Source organism: Streptomyces lydicus, from assembly GCF_004125265.1.
Taxonomy (GTDB): Bacteria; Actinomycetota; Actinomycetes; order Streptomycetales; family Streptomycetaceae; genus Streptomyces; species Streptomyces lydicus_C.
Genome location: NZ_RDTE01000003.1, coordinates 5,870,282 through 5,888,377, shown reverse-complemented (window position 1 = coordinate 5,888,377; position 18,096 = coordinate 5,870,282). Strand labels below are relative to the sequence as shown.

General features: G+C 71.4%; 19 protein-coding genes. 9 read left to right on the top strand and 10 right to left on the bottom strand.

Annotation, left to right across the window (positions count from 1 at the left end; all coding sequences use genetic code 11):
* Positions 1 to 140: 140 nt before the first annotated feature.
* Both D9V36_RS28450 and D9V36_RS28445 read right to left on the bottom strand, forming a co-directional pair.
* Entirely contained in the window at positions 141 to 1,913 is a 1,773-nt protein-coding gene (locus D9V36_RS28450) for a thiamine pyrophosphate-binding protein (protein ID WP_129296255.1), read from the bottom strand.
* A 100-nt stretch (positions 1,914 to 2,013) separates the two neighbouring features.
* A complete protein-coding gene (locus D9V36_RS28445) occupies positions 2,014 to 3,597 on the bottom strand; it encodes a sodium:solute symporter (RefSeq protein WP_129296254.1) in 1,584 nt (527 codons plus the stop codon).
* Positions 3,598 to 3,801: 204 nt separating this feature from the next.
* On the opposite strand from D9V36_RS28445, the gene D9V36_RS28440 reads away from it, so the two are divergent.
* A complete protein-coding gene (locus D9V36_RS28440) occupies positions 3,802 to 5,577 on the top strand; it encodes a PucR family transcriptional regulator (RefSeq protein ID WP_129296253.1) in 1,776 nt (591 codons plus the stop codon).
* A gap of 148 nt (positions 5,578 to 5,725) precedes the next feature.
* On the opposite strand, the gene D9V36_RS28435 is transcribed toward D9V36_RS28440, so the two are convergent.
* Positions 5,726 to 6,178: a winged helix-turn-helix transcriptional regulator gene (locus D9V36_RS28435; RefSeq protein ID WP_129296252.1), complete on the bottom strand. Its 453-nt coding sequence runs from the start codon at positions 6,176 to 6,178 to the stop codon at positions 5,726 to 5,728.
* A gap of 130 nt (positions 6,179 to 6,308) precedes the next feature.
* Between D9V36_RS28435 and D9V36_RS28430 the strand changes: the two genes are divergently transcribed.
* Positions 6,309 to 7,658, top strand: a complete 1,350-nt coding sequence (locus D9V36_RS28430) for an MFS transporter (protein WP_241721078.1) — start codon at positions 6,309 to 6,311, stop codon at positions 7,656 to 7,658.
* A gap of 153 nt (positions 7,659 to 7,811) precedes the next feature.
* On the opposite strand, the gene speB is transcribed toward D9V36_RS28430, so the two are convergent.
* Positions 7,812 to 8,807 (bottom strand): agmatinase, encoded by a 996-nt coding sequence (speB, locus tag D9V36_RS28425; RefSeq protein WP_129296251.1) that lies wholly within the window; start codon positions 8,805 to 8,807, stop codon positions 7,812 to 7,814.
* Between the two features lie 237 nt (positions 8,808 to 9,044).
* Between speB and D9V36_RS28420 the strand changes: the two genes are divergently transcribed.
* The gene (locus tag D9V36_RS28420; RefSeq protein ID WP_129296250.1) at positions 9,045 to 9,842 is read left to right on the top strand and encodes a phosphatase; all 798 of its coding nucleotides are present in this window, start codon (positions 9,045 to 9,047) and stop codon (positions 9,840 to 9,842) included.
* Between the two features lie 16 nt (positions 9,843 to 9,858).
* Here D9V36_RS28420 and D9V36_RS43125 read toward each other — a convergent pair whose 3' ends face one another.
* The 4 genes from D9V36_RS43125 to D9V36_RS28405 all read right to left on the bottom strand — a co-directional run bounded on the left by D9V36_RS43125 (position 9,859) and on the right by D9V36_RS28405 (position 12,551).
* Entirely contained in the window at positions 9,859 to 10,044 is a 186-nt protein-coding gene (locus D9V36_RS43125) for a hypothetical protein (protein ID WP_241721077.1), read from the bottom strand.
* The gene (locus tag D9V36_RS28415) at positions 10,013 to 10,570 is read right to left on the bottom strand and encodes a class I SAM-dependent methyltransferase (protein ID WP_241721076.1); all 558 of its coding nucleotides are present in this window, start codon (positions 10,568 to 10,570) and stop codon (positions 10,013 to 10,015) included. The genes D9V36_RS43125 and D9V36_RS28415 overlap by 32 nt, the downstream gene beginning before the upstream one ends.
* A gap of 167 nt (positions 10,571 to 10,737) precedes the next feature.
* Entirely contained in the window at positions 10,738 to 11,271 is a 534-nt protein-coding gene (locus tag D9V36_RS28410; RefSeq protein WP_129296249.1) for a GNAT family N-acetyltransferase, read from the bottom strand.
* Positions 11,268 to 12,551 (bottom strand): XRE family transcriptional regulator, encoded by a 1,284-nt coding sequence (locus tag D9V36_RS28405; protein ID WP_129296248.1) that lies wholly within the window; start codon positions 12,549 to 12,551, stop codon positions 11,268 to 11,270. Before D9V36_RS28405 ends, D9V36_RS28410 begins: the two co-directional genes overlap by 4 nt.
* Before the next feature lie 344 nt (positions 12,552 to 12,895).
* Here D9V36_RS28405 and D9V36_RS28400 point away from each other — a divergent pair, with 344 nt between their 5' ends.
* The 6 genes from D9V36_RS28400 (at position 12,896) to D9V36_RS28375 (ending at position 15,796) form a co-directional block, all read left to right on the top strand.
* Positions 12,896 to 13,090 (top strand): hypothetical protein, encoded by a 195-nt coding sequence (locus D9V36_RS28400; protein WP_129296247.1) that lies wholly within the window; start codon positions 12,896 to 12,898, stop codon positions 13,088 to 13,090.
* Positions 13,087 to 13,284, top strand: a complete 198-nt coding sequence (locus tag D9V36_RS28395; RefSeq protein ID WP_129296246.1) for a hypothetical protein — start codon at positions 13,087 to 13,089, stop codon at positions 13,282 to 13,284. Before D9V36_RS28400 ends, D9V36_RS28395 begins: the two co-directional genes overlap by 4 nt.
* 157 nt (positions 13,285 to 13,441) lie before the next feature.
* A complete protein-coding gene (locus D9V36_RS28390) occupies positions 13,442 to 13,855 on the top strand; it encodes a hypothetical protein (protein ID WP_129296245.1) in 414 nt (137 codons plus the stop codon).
* Positions 13,856 to 14,025: 170 nt separating this feature from the next.
* Positions 14,026 to 14,538 carry a hypothetical protein gene (locus tag D9V36_RS28385; RefSeq protein ID WP_241721075.1) on the top strand — a complete coding sequence of 171 codons (513 nt, stop codon included), beginning with the start codon at positions 14,026 to 14,028 and terminating at the stop codon, positions 14,536 to 14,538.
* Entirely contained in the window at positions 14,463 to 15,323 is an 861-nt protein-coding gene (locus tag D9V36_RS28380) for a hypothetical protein (protein WP_129296244.1), read from the top strand. The genes D9V36_RS28385 and D9V36_RS28380 overlap by 76 nt, the downstream gene beginning before the upstream one ends.
* Positions 15,320 to 15,796: a GNAT family N-acetyltransferase gene (locus D9V36_RS28375; RefSeq protein WP_129296243.1), complete on the top strand. Its 477-nt coding sequence runs from the start codon at positions 15,320 to 15,322 to the stop codon at positions 15,794 to 15,796. The genes D9V36_RS28380 and D9V36_RS28375 overlap by 4 nt, the downstream gene beginning before the upstream one ends.
* A 64-nt stretch (positions 15,797 to 15,860) precedes the next feature.
* Here D9V36_RS28375 and D9V36_RS28370 read toward each other — a convergent pair whose 3' ends face one another.
* Together D9V36_RS28370 and D9V36_RS28365 are read right to left on the bottom strand one after the other, a co-directional pair.
* Positions 15,861 to 16,793: an acyl-CoA thioesterase gene (locus D9V36_RS28370; protein WP_129296242.1), complete on the bottom strand. Its 933-nt coding sequence runs from the start codon at positions 16,791 to 16,793 to the stop codon at positions 15,861 to 15,863.
* Between the two features lie 19 nt (positions 16,794 to 16,812).
* Positions 16,813 to 17,970 (bottom strand): acyl-CoA dehydrogenase family protein, encoded by a 1,158-nt coding sequence (locus tag D9V36_RS28365; protein WP_129296241.1) that lies wholly within the window; start codon positions 17,968 to 17,970, stop codon positions 16,813 to 16,815.
* Between the last annotated feature and the right edge of the window lie 126 nt (positions 17,971 to 18,096).

The window sequence follows — 18,096 nt, the reverse complement described above, 5'->3', positions numbered from 1 at the left end:
CTGGCCACAGACCGCAGATCAGTCACCACAACACGGCGGGCTGCGCATCCCGAGGAGGGATGGGCAGCCCGTTGGTTCGGTAGAGGCCTCCTCCCCATCCGGACAGGCGGTGAAACCTCCCCGCGGGTGTCGTCAGGCGGTCAGGAGCCCTGATGCGTCGGCGCGAACATCCGCAGGTGGACCGGGAGGACGACGACCGAGGGGCCGGGGGCTGCCAGCGCCGCCGCCAGGTCCGTACGGAGCCGGTCAGGGGCCGTACGGACCGCGGGGACGCCGAACGACTCGGCCAGCGCCACGAAGTCCGGTCGGGTGAGTTCGGTGGCGGTGGGCGCGCCGAAGGCGTCAGTCATGTACTCGCGCAGGATGCCGTATCCGCCGTCGTCCACGATGAGCCAGGTCACCGGCAGGTCGTACTGCCGGGCGGTGGCCAGCTCGGCGATCGAGTACATCGCGCCGCCGTCGCCGGACACCGCCAGGACCGGCCGCGCCGGGTCGGCGACGGCCGCGCCCAGCGCCGCCGGGAAGCCGTAGCCCAGGCCGCCGGCGCCCTGGGCGGAATGCAGCGCGTTGGTGCCCCGCGGGTCGAAGGCGGACCAGGCCCAGTAGGCGAGGATCGTCATGTCCCAGCAGCTGACCGCGCCGTCGGGAAGCGCGTCCCGCACCGAGGCCAGTACCTGCTGCTCCAGGTCGAGATGCTGTCCGGCGATCCGGTCGCGGACGCGGGCCAGGAGATCGGATACGGCGGCCTCGGGGGAGGGTGCACCGGCGGTCTCGGGGGAGGGCGCACGGCCGGTCCCGGGCGCGCCTGCCCCGGCTTCTTCCGAGGCGGGTGCTTCGTCGTCCCCGGTGCGGCCGGTCTCCCCGGCATCCCGCTCCCCCACCTCCTCGACCAGCGCGGCCAGCGCCGCCCTGGCATCCGCGTGGATGCCCAGCGCGGCATGGTTCGACTCCAGCTTGCCGAGGTCCGCCTCGATCTGTACGACGCGGCCGCGCGGCCGGAACGTGTGGTAGTTCGAGGAGAGTTCGCCCAGTCCCGAACCGACGACCAGGAGGGTGTCCGCGTCCTCCAGGAAGGCCGTGGTGTGGCGGTCCTCCAGCCAGGACCGGAGGGAGAGCGGGTGCTCCCAGGGGAAGGCGCCCTTGCCGCCGAAGGTGGTGGCCACCGGTGCCCGCAGCCGCTCGGCCAGCGCCAGCAGTTCCGCCTCGGCCCCGGCCCGTACGACTCCGCCGCCCGCCAGGATCACCGGCCGCCGGGCCCCGGTGAGCCGGTCCGCCGCCGCCGCGATCAGCTCGGGCCGCGGCGGCAACTCCTTCGGGGAGACGACGAGTTGTGCCACCGGCGGCACGTCGGCCTCCGCCAGCAGGACGTCCTGCGGGATCTCCAGCCACACGGGTCCGTGCGGGGTGCCGAGCGCCGACTCCCAGGCGGCGGCCACCGCCGAGGGGATCTGCGAGGCGGTACGTGCCGTGTGGACGGACTTGACCACGCCGCGGAACGAAGCGCTCTGATCGGTGAGTTCATGGAGGTAGCCATGGCGTCCGCCGCCGATCCCGGCCAGCGGCACCTGGCTGCCGATGGCCAGTACGGCGGCGGAACCGGCCGCCGCCTCCTGCAGCGCGGCCAGCGTCATCAGCGCGCCCGGCCCGGTGGAGACCAGCAGCGGGGCGACCCCGTGCGTGGTCCTGGCGTACGCGTCGGCGGCGAAGCCCGCGTTGTTCTCCACCCGCAGCCCCACATAGCGCAGCGCGGAGCGGCGCAGCGCGTCGAACACCCCTAGCGCATGCTGTCCCGGCAGCCCGAAGACGGTGTCGGCGCCGAGTGCGGCCAGCGACTCGACGACCAGGTCACCGCCGTTGCGCCGGTGTTGCGCGGGCGGGGGCGCGGACGGGGACGTGGGGGTGGTGGTGCTCATGGGGATGCGTGCTGCCTTCCTTGGCGGGGGAGCTGCGGGATGTGCGGGGGCTGCCGGGAGCCACGGGGTGCGTGCGGGCGGCCGGTGAACGGGGCAGGGGTCAGGCTCGCCCGGTGGCGGGGAAGGGCGCCAGGATTCGGGCCACCGCCACTGCCGTGTCGCCTGCCTCATCGTCCTCCGGACCGTCGCTCTCCGGACCGTCCTCGTCCGCGGCACCGTCCGGCCGTCCTGCCAGCCGCGCCCGCCAGGCCGTCAGCAGCTCCGGGTCGGTCGGCTCGGTGGCCAGGCTGACCGCCACATACGCCACGAGCGAAGCGATCAGCCCGTAGTAGATCGGCTCGTTGGCGAGGACGCCGAGCGAGATCATCAGACCGATGACGGTCAGTCCGCCGACCGCGACCGAGGCGAGCGCGCCGGCGGCGTTGCCCCGCTTCCACAGCAGTCCGCCGAGGATGGGCACCAGCAGGCCGCCGACGAGGACGTTGTAGGCGAGGGTGAGCGCTTCGACGACGTTGTTCAGCGCGATCGCGATGACGATGACCGCGAGGCCCATGAGCAGGATGAAGACGCGGTTGCCCCGCACCTCGTCGTGCGTCTCGTCGCGCGCCCCGCTGTGCGTCTTGTCGTGCGCCCCGTCGTGCGCCCCGGTCCCGGCAGCGCGCTTCACCCGCGCCCAGATGTCGTTGTGGGCGACCGTGGCGCAGGCGATCAGCGCGCCCGAGGACGTGGACATCACCGCGGACAGCGCTGCCGCCAGCACCAGCCCGCGCACCCCCACCGGCAGCGCATCCTTGACGATCGTCGCGAAAGCGTCATCCGGGCTGCCCAGATGCGGGTAGAGCACCTTGGCCGCGGTGCCGATCGCCGCGCCGGCCAGCGCGTAGACCAGACAGTACGTACCGGCCGCGGTGCCGCCGAGGCGCGCCACCTTGTCGCCGCGCGCGGTGAACACCCGCTGCCAGATGTCCTGCCCGATCAGCATGCCGAACGAGTAGATCAGGACGTAGGTGAAGACCGTCTGCCCGCCGATGCCGAGCGGGGCGAAGTAGTCGTCCGGCAGCTGCGCCTTCATCGCCGCGAAGCCGCCCGCCTTGATGACGGCGAGGGGCAGCAGGAGCAGGAGCACACCGATCGTCTTGACGACGAACTGGACCATGTCGGTGAGGGTGATCGACCACATGCCGCCGAGCGTCGAGTAGGCGACGACGATCGCCCCGCCGAGGATGATCGACAGCGTGCGGTCCATGCCGAAGAGCACATCGAAGATGGTCGCGTAGGCGATGGTCGAGGTCACCGCCAGCATCAGCGTGTAGGCCCACATCACGGCGCCGGAGATGATCCCGGCGGAGCCGCCGTAGCGCAGATCCAGCATCTCCGAGACGGTGTAGACCTTCAGCCGGGCGATCCGGGCCGAGAAGAAGACGCTCAGCGCGAGCAGCCCCAGGCCGATGGTGAAGACCATCCAGGCGCCGGACAGGCCGTACCGGTAGCCGAGCCCCACGCCGCCGATGGTGGAGGCGCCGCCGAGGACGATCGCCGCCATGGTTCCCGAATACATCACCGGGCCGAGGCGGCGGCCCGCGACCAGGAAGTCGCTCTTGGATTTCGCACGCCGCATCCCCCACCAACCCATGGCGAGCATTCCGGCCAAATAGAGCACGATCACCGCATAGTCGACAGCCATGGGCCATCCCTTCCAACTGCGCCTGGGGAGAGGGGAGAAGCGAGGGTGTGGGGATGCGGGGGGTGGCGTCGAGGCAGCGGGCGCTTGGCGAGCGGGGGTCTCGTCCAAGCGCTCCGCCTCGGGGGTTGACCTTAGGAGGCGCGAAGGCGACGCTGAAGTGTACGTTTCAACCATTCACCGCCCTCCGATGTGGATGGTTCGCACATGCCGCCGCGCCCCCTCCCCCCGCCGTCCACCCCACCGGTGCCGCTGGCGGACCTCCTTGCCCGTACGGATCTGGGCCTGCGCCAGATCGCCGGCCCGCGCGAGGGCGTCGCGATCCACTGGGTGCACACCTCCGAGATGGCCGACCCGGTGCCGTATCTCCTGGGCGGCGAGATGCTGTTGACGGCGGGGCTGCATCTGGCGGAAGTGACGGGGGATACGGGTGCGGCGGAAGCGGGGGCGGACGCGGCGGGGGCGGGCGCCCCGGGCGAAGCCGGCGCGACGGGCGCGGGCACCCCGGCCGGAACGGGCACGGCGGATGCGGGCGCCACCCCGGACCACCCCGCCCACAGCCCTGACGCCCCCGACCACCCCTCCCTCGACGCCCTCGACGCGTACCTCGACGGTTATGCCGCCCGGACCGTCGCGGCCGGTGCCGCCGCCCTCGGCTTCGGCATCGCGCCGGTGCACGACAGAGTCCCCCGGGCCCTGGTGGCGGCCTGCGACCGGCATGGCCTGCCGCTGGTCGAGGTGCCGGCGGGCACTCCGTTCACCGCCGTCGAGAGCGCCGTGTGGCAGGCGGTGACCGAGGCCCGGCACCGCGAGCTGACCCGGCTCAGCGAGGCGCAGCGCGCGCTGGCCGCGGCCGCCGCCCGCCCCGATCCGGCAAGCGCCGTGCTGCGCGCACTGGCCCGCCATGTGCACGGCTGGACCGCACTGCTCGCCCCGGACGGCACCGAAGGCGGCTCCGCCGGCCCCCGCCCCGCCACCGCCGTCCGGGCCGCGGCAGGCCGTCTCGCGCAGGTCGTCGGCGCCGGCGGCCCGGCCTCGGCGACCGACACCGTCCCCGGCGGCTCGCTGTCCGCCTACGCGCTGACGGGACGCGCCCGCGGCAGCCGGGCTCTCGCCCTGGTGGTCGCCGCGGATCCGCACGACCCGCCCGCGCACGCCATCGCGGGCGTCGCCGCCGTACTCCTCTCACTGATCACCGGCCCGCCCACCCATCACGCTCCGGCCGCCGCGGGGCACACGGCGGCCCTGGTCCGGCTGCTCCTCGGCGCCCGCCCGGCCGAGGTCGCCCCGCTCCTGGAATCTCCCCTCTGGACCGTCGTCCACGCCGAACGCCGCCGTGACACCACACAGTCGGCGGCCTCGCTGGCCGCCGCTCTAGGCACCCCGCTCGTCGCCCCGGACTCCGGAAGCGGGCCGGACTCCGGAAGCGGGCCGGCCGCGATCCCCGAGCCGCACCCCGGCCCCGGCCCCGGCCCCGAGGCAGCGGCCGCTCCCGGCGCCGCGCCCGCCCTGCGCGCCCTGGTCCCCGCCGGCCGGGAGATCACCGCTCACCCCGGCTGGACGCTCGGCGTCAGCGAGCCCGTCCCCGTCGCGGAGCTGCCGGCCGCCGACCGGCATGCCGCCTCCGCCCTGCGCCGTGCCCTGGCGGGCCGCGCCGCCCTGGTGCGCCATCGCACCCCCGACCCCCACAGCATCACCTCGCTCGTCGCCCCCACGGACGCCCAGCAGCACGCCCAAGCCCTGCTCGCCCCACTGGCCGGTTCCCCGGCACTCCTCTCCACCCTCCACAACTGGCTCTCCCTGCACGGCAGTTGGGACCGCACCGCGACCGCCCTCGGCATCCACCGCAACACCGTCCGCCAGCGCATCACTCGCATCGCCGGCCTCCTCGACACCGATCTGGACGACCCCGACGTCCGTATGGAGCTGTGGTTCGCCCTCCGTTCGCTCGACCGGGGCGCGGCACCGGGGGCACCGGACTGACGACGAACCGGGGCACGGCACCGAGGACACCGGACTGACGACGAACCAGGGCACGGCACCGAGGACACCGGACTGACGACGAACCAGGGCACGGCACCGGGCTGACGGCGAACCGGGACCCACGGCCTCGACGACCCTCCGGCTCACCTCACCGGGCGGAGACCTTGTGAACGGTGGTCTCGTCCGGGTCCAGCCGCCGCCCGTCCGCGGAGAGCACTTCCAGCGCGCGGAGTTGATGCCCCTCACGGCGATCGACCAGCTGGGAGTGCGCTTCGCCGGGGGCGAAGAAGTTCTCTTCGCCCCACTGCCGCAGCGCCACGATGACGGGGAAGAGAGCCTTGCCCTTCGGCGTCAGTACGTACTCGCGGTAGGCACTGCCGTCCGAGGCGGGGACGGATTCGAGGACGCCACCGGCGACCAGGGTGCGCAGCCGCGCGGTGAGGATGTTCTTCGCCACGCCGAGGCTGCGCTGGAACTCCCCGAAGCGCCGGCTTCCGTCGAAGGCGTCCCGCACGATCAACAGGGACCACCAGTCGCCGATCGCGTCCACCGACCGGGCGACGGGACATTCACTGTCGTCGAAACGCGTCCTGGTCACCATGGCGTCCCAGCCCTTCCCTTCCCCCGCACTCTCCCCCGCCAACAACGGTTGCAACATGCTACCAACAGGGCCTACCGTCTCCCCGTCATCATTGGTAGCAAGTTGAAACCAGACTTACGGAGGGGTGCCGATGCCCGGCAACCGAACCGGCAACCGAGCAGGCAACCGAACGGGCAACGGTCCCGGCAACGGCGAGGCGGTGACACAGCACCGACACCGGGACCGGCCCTGGCGCCGGCACCGCCCGCCCCGGGACCGCCCACCCCGCGACGAGGCCCGGACCGGGGAAGGCTCCGGCCCGGCCCCATCCCCCCTGTCCCGTGGCGTCGTCACCCTGTTCGCCGTCGCCTGCGGGGCGGCGGTGGCCAACGTGTACTTCTCCCAGCCGCTGCTGGTGACCATGGGCCACGACCTCGCCATGAGCCCGGCGCTCGTCGGCAGCGTGGTCACCCTCACGCACCTCGGATACGGGCTCGGGCTCTTCTTCCTCGTGCCGCTGGGCGATGTGACCGACCGCAGACGGCTGATCGTGGCCCAGTTACTGCTCCTGGTGGCGGCGCTGGCCGTGGTGGCCGCCGCCCGCACGGCGGCGGTCCTGCTGGCGGGCATGGCGGCGACCGGGCTGCTCGCGGTCGTCACGCAGACACTGGTGGCCTTCGCGGCCTCGCTGGCCCCTCCCGCCGGGCGCGGCCGGGTCGTCGGCCTGGTCACCAGCGGCGTGGTCACCGGAATCCTGCTCGCCCGCACCGCGTCCGGCCTGCTGGCCGACCTCGCGGGCTGGCGCTCCGTCTACCTCGCCTCGGCGTCCCTCACCGCGCTGCTCGCCCTGGTCCTGCACCGGGTGCTGCCGCGCCACCGTGCCGCGCCGCCGGCAACCCTGCGCTACGGACAGCTCCTTCGCTCCACGCTCACCCTGTTCGCACGGGAACCACTGCTGCGGCTCCGGGCCCTGTTCGGTCTGTTGGTCTTCGCCGCCTTCAGCACCCTGTGGAGCAGCATCGCGCTGCCGCTCAGCGAGGCCCCGTACTTCCTGCCGCACAGCGCGATCGGGGCGCTCGGGCTGGTCGGTGTCGCCGGCGCCCTGGCCGCGACCGCGGCGGGCCGCCTCAACGACCGCGGCCTCTCCCGGCGGACCACCGGCATCGCCCTGGCCCTGCTCACCGCCTCGTGGCTGCCCCTGGCCTTCACCCGCAGCTCGCTCTGGGCCCTGGTGGTCGGGGTGATCCTGCTCGACCTCGCCGTGCAGGCGGTCCACGTCACCAACCAGACCCTGATCTACGCACTGCACCCGGAAGCGGGCAGCCGGCTGATCGGCGGCTACATGGTCTTCTACTCGATCGGCAGCGCCACCGGCGCCCTCGCCGCCACCTCCCTCTACACGGTGGCCGGCTGGGGCGCCGTCTGCGCCCTGGGTGCCGCGTTCAGCTGCCTCGGGCTCGTGCTGTGGGCGTGCACGGCGCCCTCGCACTCACGCACGTGAGCAAGGCCGCCGCACTCACGCACGTGAACAGCGCCGCCCGGCCCGCCACGGGTGTGCGTGGCGGGCCGGGCGGCGTCGGCCGGGCCGGTACCGGGACAGCGGGGCCGGGCAGCGCCTGCGCTCCCCCTGCCGCGCGCGCTCCCCCTGCCGCACCTACTTCCCCTCCTGCCCCTCCCGCCCCGCCGCGATCTGCCGCGACATGATCGTCGTCAGCTCGTACGCCGTATGGGAGGCGGCCACGCAGGTGATCTCCGCATGGTCGTACGCCGGGGCGACCTCGACGACGTCCGCCGAGACCAGGTTGCAGGAGGACAGCCCGCGCACGATCTCCAGCAGCTCGCGGGAGGTGAGGCCGCCGGCCTCGGGGGTGCCGGTGCCGGGCGCGTGGGCCGGGTCCAGGACGTCGATGTCGATGGAGATGTAGAGCGGACGGTCGCCGATGCGCTGGCGCAACTGGTCGGCGACCTCGTCCACCCCGCGCCGCATGACATCCGCCGACGTGACGATGCCGAAGCCCATCTTCTCGTCCTCGTCGAGGTCCTTCTTGCCGTAGAGCGGACCACGGGTGCCGACGTGGGAGAGCGCGGAGGTGTCGAGGATGCCCTCCTCGACGGCGCGGCGGAACGGGGTGCCGTGGGTGTACTCGGCGCCGAAGTAGGTGTCCCAGGTGTCCAGGTGGGCGTCGAAGTGCAGCAGCGCGACCGGGCCGTGCTTCTTGGCGACCGAGCGGAGGAGCGGGAGCGCGATGGTGTGGTCGCCGCCGAGGGTCATCATGCGGGCGCCGGAGGCGAGCAGGTCGTCGGCCGCGGCCTCGACCGTCTCCACGGCCTCGTTGATGTTGAACGGGTTGGCGGCGATGTCACCGGCGTCGGCGACCTGCGCCAGCGCGAACGGGGACGCGTCCTGGGCCGGGTTGTAAGGGCGCAGGAGGCGGGACGCCTCACGGATGGCGTTGCCGCCGAAGCGGGCCCCGGGGCGGTAGGAGACACCGGTGTCGAAGGGGACACCGACGACGGCCACATCGGCCCGGCCGCCGACCTCGTCGAGGCGGGGCAGCCGGGCGAAGGTCGCGGGCCCGGCATAACGCGGAATACGGGAGGAGTCGACGGGGCCCACGGGCCCGTTGGATGCGCTGGCTGCGGTGGTCATGAGCCGAGAGTAGGGAGGACCGGGGGCATGGCCCATGGACATTTGCGGAGACGAGAGCGCGGCCATTGGACGTTTTGGCCAGCCGACGCCGCAACCGCGCCACCCCCGTGGCCCGCCCCGCACCACCCCCGCGCCCCGGGCCGCGGCACCCACACCCCCGGAAACCCCCGCGACACCCCGCGTCCGGGCTGCGGAACTCCGCCGCCCCGGAACAGGTGTACGGGCACAATGGGCGCTATGCCGATAGCCTCCGCAGCCGCCGCCCCCTCCCGCGCCGAACTCGTCGACCATCTCGTCCGCACCAGGATCGCCGGTGAGGTCGCCACTCCCCGCGAGAACAACCTCTCCCACTACCGCAGACTCGCCAACGGCGAGCGCTACTACTGGTTCGGCCTGGAGTTCGGCGACCGCTGGACGGACGAGCAGGATGTGCTGGCCGTGATGGCGGAGCGCTGCGGGGTCGTCGACGACCCGCACCACCGGCAGGGTCAGGACACCATCGACCCCGAGCTGACCGTGGACGCGCTGGACCGGGCGGCCGCGGTGCTGCGCAAGGCGGCGGCCGACGGACAGCGGGTGCTGTTCGCGACCGGCCACCCGGGTGGACTGCTCGATGTGCACCGCGCGACGGCCGAGGCGCTGCGCGCGGCGGGCTGCGAGATCGTCGTCATCCCGGACGGGCTGCGGGCGGATGACGGCATGGTCTTCCAGTTCGGCGACGTGGCGATGCTGGAGCGCGGCGCGACGCTGTGGCACACCCACTCCCCCGAGCCGATGGCCGCGATCCTCGACGGACTGGAGCGCGACGGCCGGCCGCTGCCGGACCTGGTGATGGCCGACCACGGCTGGGCGGGCTGCGCCGGCCAGCGCGGCATCGACGCGGTGGGCTTCGCGGACTCCAACGACCCGGCCCTGTTCCTCGCCGAGGCCGAGGGCACCGTCCAGGTGACCATCCCCCTGGACGACCACGTCCTGAGCCCCCGCCACTACGACCCGCTGACGGCCTATCTGCTGGATGCGGCGGGGCTGGGCTGAGGGGCCGCGGTCACCGTCAGGCGTACCGGGCCACCGTGTACGCGGTCGGCCCGGTGAATCCCGCCCCGGAGCCGTCGGTCATCTCCAGAACCTCGAAGCCGGCGTGCTCCGCATACCCCTCCAGCTCGCGCGGGAAGATGACGCGCCTGCGGATCTCGTCCTGAGCCTCCTCACCCGAGGGGAGCGCCCAATGCCGTCGCATGGTGTTGATCTGGGTTCGCAGGTCCCACTCGTGCCGGATCGTGACGGACGCCGGCCCCCTGGGCGTGTCCACCGTGGCGGTGACCGGCTCGGACCGGGTGAGGGGGGGCGACAGGGGAGCACAGCACGAGCAGCGTGCCCGGTCGGGCGTGGGCTGCGAACGTGGCGAAGACCTGGCTGATCTCCGTGTCGCCATGCACGTAGGCCAGGCTGTTGCCCAGGCAGGTCACCACGTCCATGCACCGGTGAAGCCGGACGGTGCGCATGTCGCCGATGCGGATGTCCAGCTCGGGCCGGACCTGGCGAGAGTAGTGGACCATACCGGGCTGGAGGTCCACACCGATGCACTCGAAACGCTTGGCCAGGATCTCCAGGTCCCGCCCGGTGCCGCATCCGAAGTCGACCAGCGTCCCGGAATCCGGCCGATGCGACTCGATCAGGGTCTGACACATCGCCGCCCCCGTGCCGTCGGACTGGACCATGTCGTACAGGACCGGGTCCCGGTACAGGAGGTTTGTGGCGTCCACGTGTTCCGCTTCCGTTGGTGACCGGTCACTGAAGGCTTCGTAGTCCGACCTCCAGCGCGAGGAGATCACACAGCAGGTCGGGGACAACCGGAGCGGCGTCGGCGTCTTTACGGGCCTGAGTCGGCGGCGGCGACTGGTGGGAGGCGATGTCAGCCTCGGCGCAGGACTCAGCGAACGGACCTGATCATCGCCGTCAGGACCGGCGAGGCGGGCGACGGCTGGCTCCGGCCGAGGTCTTCGTATCCCCAGGATTCGTAGAGACGGTGCACCTTTCCGTCTCCGGCGAGAGGGTTGACCATGAGCGTGACGTACGGCTCGTTGCGGTCGGCCAGGAGAGTGTCGTGGATCCGCCGGGCGATGCCGGTGCCGCGCCAGGGAATACGAACGCCGATTTCCTTGAGGGCTACGACGTGCCGGTCGGTGTATTCAGTCGGCGGATCGGGTGTGACGCGCTTCCACCAACGGTCCTCGGAATCAACCGTGTTGGCGTACGCATAGCCGATGGGCTCGTCCTGCTCATAGGCAAGGACCGCTACCCACCCTGGTTCCTTGAAATGACGGTCGAGGCGTTCGGCGAAGGCGGTGACCGCATAGTTCGGAAGGTGGAGAAGGTCTGCGCGGACATCGGTGTACACGTCCAGCAGGTGTTGCCGGGCCGGTTGGAGCGAGTGGAACGTGCACAGATCGATGCTGGACGTCATACCGATTCCTTCCAGGTGGTGTGTGCGTACTCATTCCACATGCGGGTCGTCGGGCTGTTCGGCGCCATGGCGTGGATCCTGATGTGGAAGTTGCGGAGCATCCGGGCGACCCGCGGGTGATGAACAGCAGCATCGGCTGGCACCGACATGGCGGTGGTGACGGCAGGCCCCGTATCCCCCTGGCCGAGTTGAGCGCACGCCAGCCGAGTAGTGGCGATGGCCCTCGACCGCTGCATGTGGGGCCGGAGGGCCGCCAGGCATCGGTGCGCGTGCGCCTCGGCCGTCTCATGGCCGCCGAGTGCGAGATATCCGGTGAGCGCGAGGGAATCCAACTCCGCCTGGTCGTAGAACGAGGTCATCCACACGGGGCGGTTGGCGCCCGGATCGGCGCGGTCCATCGCGTCCTGGGCCTGGGCGAAGCTTCGCCGGGCAGCAGTGAGGTTTCCGGCAACGCCGTGGATGGCGGCCTGCCTGGCAAGACCGAGGGATGCGAACAGAGGATCTCGGCGCGTGATGCAGATGCTTCGGGCAACGTCATTTGCCGCCATTGCTTCACCCGGGCGCCCCATATGGCGGTACAGCGTCCCGGCATGTGACCAGATGCGGAATTTGATGGCCGGGTCGGCCGCCAATTCGGCGAGCGCCTGCGCTTCCCGCATATGGACCATCGCGTCGTCGTAACGCCGTCCGTCGATTGAGGCCCACATCGCCGAGGACCGGAATGCCGCCGCGCATGCGTACACGTGGGCACGCACTCGCTGACTGGCGCTCCCGGAATTCGTCAGAGCCAAGGCTTCGTCGGCGAGGGCTGCGGCTTTCTGCTCGATACCGAGCCGGCCGCCGTGACGGTGATCGCTCGCGATGATCTCGGTGAATCGTCGTTGGAGCCGGACGACATCGCTTGTCCCGACCCGACGGCCGGAGCCGACCGCCGGAGTGGCCGCGGCAGCGGCCAAGGCTGAACCGGCGGCGAGGAAGCGACGGCGTTCCACGGGGTCCTCCTGCGATGCTGCGGCGCCAGACGACGGGGCACGGCCCCGCGGTACGAACCCTAAGGCGGTGGCGGGCAGCCCGGTGACTTTCTCCAACGCGACCCGCGTCGCCGATTTCGGCCACCGCACCCGGCCCGCTTTCCAGTCCCGGACCGACGAGCCGTCCAGCCCTCCGACTCTCCCGGTGAGATCTCCGACTGCCGAATTCACCGCCTCGGCAAGCGAATTTGAGCTGTATCCGTGCTCCTTCATCCACGCTTCGAGCGTCACGTTCCGCAAGGTGGCCATGTACGGAAGGTAGTCCCGCTCTCACCACCTCGTCAGCCAAAGGGATAGCCAAATCGCCCTAGGGAGCGTGGAGAAGAGGGCGTCCGATCTCCCTAATCGCCGTGCCCCTGCACCGCGTTGGCTGGGCATGAGCAACGAACTGGAGGACTGACCAAGATGCCGACTGCATCAACCGCCCGCCGTTCCCCCGCCGATGCCGCCCGGCGCCTGCGATCGGCACCCTCCGAAACGGCCGGGACGACATGCCTGCCATGCGAAGGCCACGTGCTCCCTCGACGGCATTGCGGTCCCTTCGGCGGGAACTCCGGCGAACAGGTGGCCCGCCCCGGCCGCGAAGGAGCGTCATGACCACAGGATGGGACGCCGTTCCTCCTCTCCGGACATGGACGGTCCACGAGATCACGGGCCAGGCGTGTCCGTGCTGCCACCTCACCTACAGCCTGGCGCGGGAGAAGGTCACCGGTCCTGACGGCCGGCACACATGCCGCCCCTGCACCGTCCTGCTCGGTGTCTCCACGGGTTCGGAGGCCACGCGATGAGCCCCCGGAAACTGCCGGAGGTCGGCGACGAGGTCGAGTACGCCCCGGGGCGACTGGCCATCGTGACCGACATCCGCAAGGGCGTCCCCTACCTGCGGAATCCGGGGATCAGGGAGTGGCCGGTGCGCGACCCGGCCACGTTGGCGGTCCGGCGGACCCGGGCCGAGCGGATCGCGGCAGGCGACTTCCGCTGAGTCCGGAAGTTTCAAGGTTCGCGCGGCGGCGTCATCTTGCCATCCGCCCACCCCTTACTCCCCTGCCGCAGGCGAGCGCCCCCGCCCAACGGGACCGGCCCGGCCGGTGCAGGGGATGCACCACACCGCACCACCGTCCCATCGAGAGGAGCACATCATGAGTTCCACACAGACCCCGGAGCGGGTAGAGCTGGGAAAGTTCTTCGAGGTCAGCGCCCGGGAAGCCGAGGCAGGCCATACCGCTCCGGAAATGTTCTCCGGAGCCGTCGATGCCGAATGGCACCGGCTGCTGGGCACTCCCCCATACGCGGCGTTCAGCATTCAGCACGCGGGGCAGGTCGTCCGGCACGTAGGCGGCTACGGGAGGGGACGGGTCTCCTGGATCCCCACCTACGAGGACATGTTCGGGCCACTGCCCGACACCTGGTTCACGGACGCGGACGGCACGGTCGACCGGGAGGCCATGGACCGTTATCGGGCGACCGGCGAGGTGTGGGCCGAGTGGAACTGCTCGCCCGCACCGGGAGACCCCGAGACTGTTCCGAAGCGGAAGAAGGCCACCACCCGGTGATCACCACGCGCCTCGGTGGAGCGTCCCGGCCCGGCGCCGGGGCGCTCCGCCTCGTCGAGAGCCGCACCAACGCACCACAGAGGGTGGACGTCAGTGGCTACGTCCACGCGGTGGCTTCCCACTGCCCCTTTCTCATGCCGTCGGTGGCACGTGGGCTGACAGGGTGGACGGTGTACGAGATCGTCGGAGCCGCCGGATCCGCCGAGGCCGAGTTGTTCCACGCGGGGGTGCAGGCCGCGGAGTGGATCAGGCCGTTGACGACTCGGCGGCACGGCCGGCTGGTATGCGAGAACATCGTGCTTCTGGGAGGCGACACCACAGCGCATCGCGACCTGATGGCGTGGCCGCACTGGGCGCTGAAGCACCTCTACGGGCCGGTGGGGCTGATGTTCGGCAAGTTCTGGACGGGCGAGGAAAGAACCGACCGGCGGGGACGTCGCATTCCGTCACCCCCCTTCTCGTTCCTCGCCGTGCGCTGCGCCGTCCGGCGTGTCGACCCCCGGTTTCTGGCAGATACCCCGGACCTCGCTCTGTCGCTCTCCACAGCCGTGGACGACGGACGCGAGGTGTTTCAGGGGCTCCCGTACGAGTGGAAGGCAGTGAAGAAATGGGCGAGTTCCCTTCTTTCCCCACAGCGGCCGTTGCCGCCACCGAAGCTGCCTGCGGCGCCCCCGTCGAGCTGACGGAGATCTCCCACCGGCGTGGAGCGGCGGTATGGAAGGCCACCGGTCCGGACGGGACGGTGGCGGTCAAGGCAGGCGACGGCAAGGGGGCAGCGGTCACCCGGCGGGAGGCAGCGGTCCTCGAGGCAATCGGTTGGCCCGACTACCTGCTGGACTCCGGCGAGGGCGAGGGCGAGGACATGGCCTGGCTGGTGACCCGCTGGTTCAGGGGGCCTTCGACCTGGCAGGCGTTCGCGCCGGTGCGGTCCGCCCAGGACGGGAAAGCTATTGCCCTGTCAGTCTCGTGGGACCTGTGCCGGGCCGTGGCGGAACTCCATGCCTCCGGCTGGGTCCACTCCGATCTCCAGCCCTCCCATGGGATCCACACCGATCACGGCGTACGGCTGATCGACTGTTCCTGGTCCTGGCGCCACGGCACGGAACCGGCCGGCGGATTCCGCGGCGGCATCACCCATCTCGTGGCGCCGGAACTGGCCGCGTCCATCAACCTCGGCACCCAGCCGGTCACCCCCGGTACCGTCACCGACGTGTACGCCCTGGCCGGCTCGCTGTGGACCTGCGTCACCGGCCGCTGGCCACTGGACTATTCCGCGGTGGGGATCGACCCCGTCCCGCTGACCCCGGAAGAACTCCGCGCCCATATCGCCGCGGGCCGCATCCCCCTCGACACCGCCGCGCCCTGGCCGGCGTTCCAGAACCTCCTGCGGCCGGTCCTCCTCGGCAGGGCGGATGACCGGCCGACGGCTGCCGAACTGGCCGATGCCCTGGCGAAGGTGGCCACGTGATCGAGCTGCGGGAACTCTCCATGGCCGACGCTCCCGCTCTCCAACGGATCTACAGCGGGGCTTCCTTGACGTACATCGAGCGCCGGCCACTCGGCATCGACGAGGCCATCGGCCTGCTGGCAAACACCCTCGCCTGCACCCGCGCCGAGCCAGCTGACCGATGGGCGTTCGGCATCACAGCCGACGACAACCTGCTCGGCATGGTCCGCCTGCGATGCCGCACCGAGCGGCACGCCACCCTCAGTTACCTGCTGCGCGAGGACTCATGGGGCCGCGGGTATGCCACTCAAGCCGTCGCCGGCATGCTGCGCCACGCCTTCACCACCACTGGACTCACCAGCATCAGTGCTCGGCACCACCCGGACAACGTCGCCTCCGGCAGGGTCCTGCAGAAGAACGCGTTCATTTACCGCGGCACCCGTGACGGGTGGCCCTTGTACGGCATCCACAAGCCCGGCAGAAGCGCCCCGTGAACGCGTCCCGCCCCGGGTGGCAGCCCTGAGGACATGCCCCCGGAGCGTCACCCCGCCGCCGCTCTCACCCGCCGGATTCGCCGCGCCCCCGCGGCACCCGGATAACCCCCTCCTGAATCACCGACACCGCCAACTGCCCGTCCGCTGTGAAGATGCGGCCCTTGCCGAGGCCCCGGCCGGCCTGGGCCGTGGGGGACTCCTGGTCGTAGAGGAGCCAGTCGTCGGCGCGCAGCGGGCGGTGGAACCACATGGCGTGGTCCAGGCTGGCGCCGACCACATCGCCGACCGCCCAGCCGCCGCGGCCGTGCGCGAGCAGGATCGAGTCCAGCAGGGTCATGTCGGAGACGTAGGTGACCAGACAGATGTCCAGCAGGGGGCGGGTGACGGTGTCGCCGCAGTCGGCGCCGTCCGCGAGGGCCTTGTCCAGGTCGCCGTTGGTGCGGAACCAGACCTGGGAGCGGGGTTCGCGCACCTCGCCGACGGTGGCGTAGGGCGGCTCGTCGACGTAGCGCAGGTCGATCGCGGCGCGGGCCTCCAGCAGGCGGTCGGCGACGGCCGGGGTGAGGTACCGGCCGGCGTGCCGCGGCAGGATCTCGGCCGGGCTGGGCAGGGTCAGCGGGTCCGGCGCCGGCGGCATCGGCTCCTGGTGTTCCAGGCCCTCCTCGTGGACCTGGAAGGAGGCCGAGAGGTGGAAGATCGGCTGGCCGTGCTGGACGGCGACGACCCGGCGGGTGGTGAAGGACCGGCCGTCGCGGATCCGGTCGACGGTGTAGACGATGGGCGCGCCGGGGTCGCCGGCGCGCAGGAAGTACGCGTGCAGGGAGTGCGGCGGCCGGTCCTCGGGGACCGTGCGGCCGGCCGCGACCAGGGCCTGGGCGGCGACCTGGCCGCCGAAGACCCGGGGCACGACCGAGGCACGGCTCTCGCCGCGGAAGATGTCCTGCTCGATCCGCTCCAGGGCGAGCAGATCGAGCAGGGACCTCAGTGCGTCGTTCACGTGCACGGTGCCTTACGGCCTAGAGGCCCATGGACTTGGCGATGATGGACTTCATGACCTCGCTGGTGCCGCCGTAGATGCGGTTGACGCGGTTGTCGGCGTAGAGGCGGGCGATCGGGTACTCGTTCATGTAGCCGTAGCCGCCGTGCAGCTGGAGGCACCGGTCGATCACGCGGTGCGCGACCTCGGTGCAGAACAGCTTGGCGCTCGCGGCCTCGGCCGGGGACAGCTCGCCCGCGTCCAGGGCCTCCAGGGTGCGGTCGGCGACGGCCTGCGCGGCGTCCACCTCGGCCTGGCAGGCGGCCAGCTCGAACTTGGTGTTCTGGAAGGAGGCGACGGTCTTGCCGAAGATCGTGCGGTCCTGCACGTACTCCTTGGCGAACCGGACGGCGGCCGCGGCCTGCGCGTAGGCGCCGAAGGCGATGCCCCAGCGCTCCGAGGCGAGGTTCAGCCCCAGGTAGGAGAAGCCCTTGTTCTCCTCGCCCAGCAGGTCCTCGACGGGGACCTTGACGTCGACGAAGGCCAGCTCGGCGGTGTCGGAGGTCTTCAGGCCGAGCTTGTCCAGCTTGCGGCCGACGGAGTAGCCCTCGGCCTTGGTGTCGACGGCGAAGAGCGAGATACCGAAGCGGCGGTCGTCCTCCTTCGGCGCGGCGGTACGGGCACAGACGATCACGCGGTCGGCGTGCACACCGCCGGTGATGAAGGTCTTGGCGCCGTTGAGGACGTAGTGCGTGCCGTCCTCGGAGAGCTTCGCGGTGGTCTTCATGCCCGCGAGGTCGGAGCCGGTGCCCGGCTCGGTCATCGCCAGCGCCCACATCTCCTCACCGGAGACGAACTTCGGCAGGAAGCGCTTCTTCTGCTCGTCGGTGGCGAGCATCTTGATGTACGGCAGGCCGAGCAGCACGTGCACGCCGGAGCCGCCGAAGGTGACACCCGCGCGGGCGGTCTCCTCGTACATCACGGCCTCGAACTTGTACGAGTCGATGCCGGCGCCGCCGTACTCCTCGTCCACGCGGATGCCGAATATGCCCAGCTCGGCGAGCTTGTAGTAGAAGTCGCGCGGCGCCTGGCCCGCGGCGAACCACTCGTCGTACACCGGCACGACCTCGGCCTCGATGAAGGCCCGCAGGGTCTCCCGGAACGCCTCGTGATCCTCGTTGAACACCGTACGGCGCATCGCTACGTCGCCTCCTCAAGGTCGCCGGCCAAGCGCATGTCTAAGCGCTTGCTCAGGCGCAGGTTACCCGCCAGTCACCACGAACGTCCAGAGTCCTCCGTCACACCCTTGTCGCCACCCGTCACA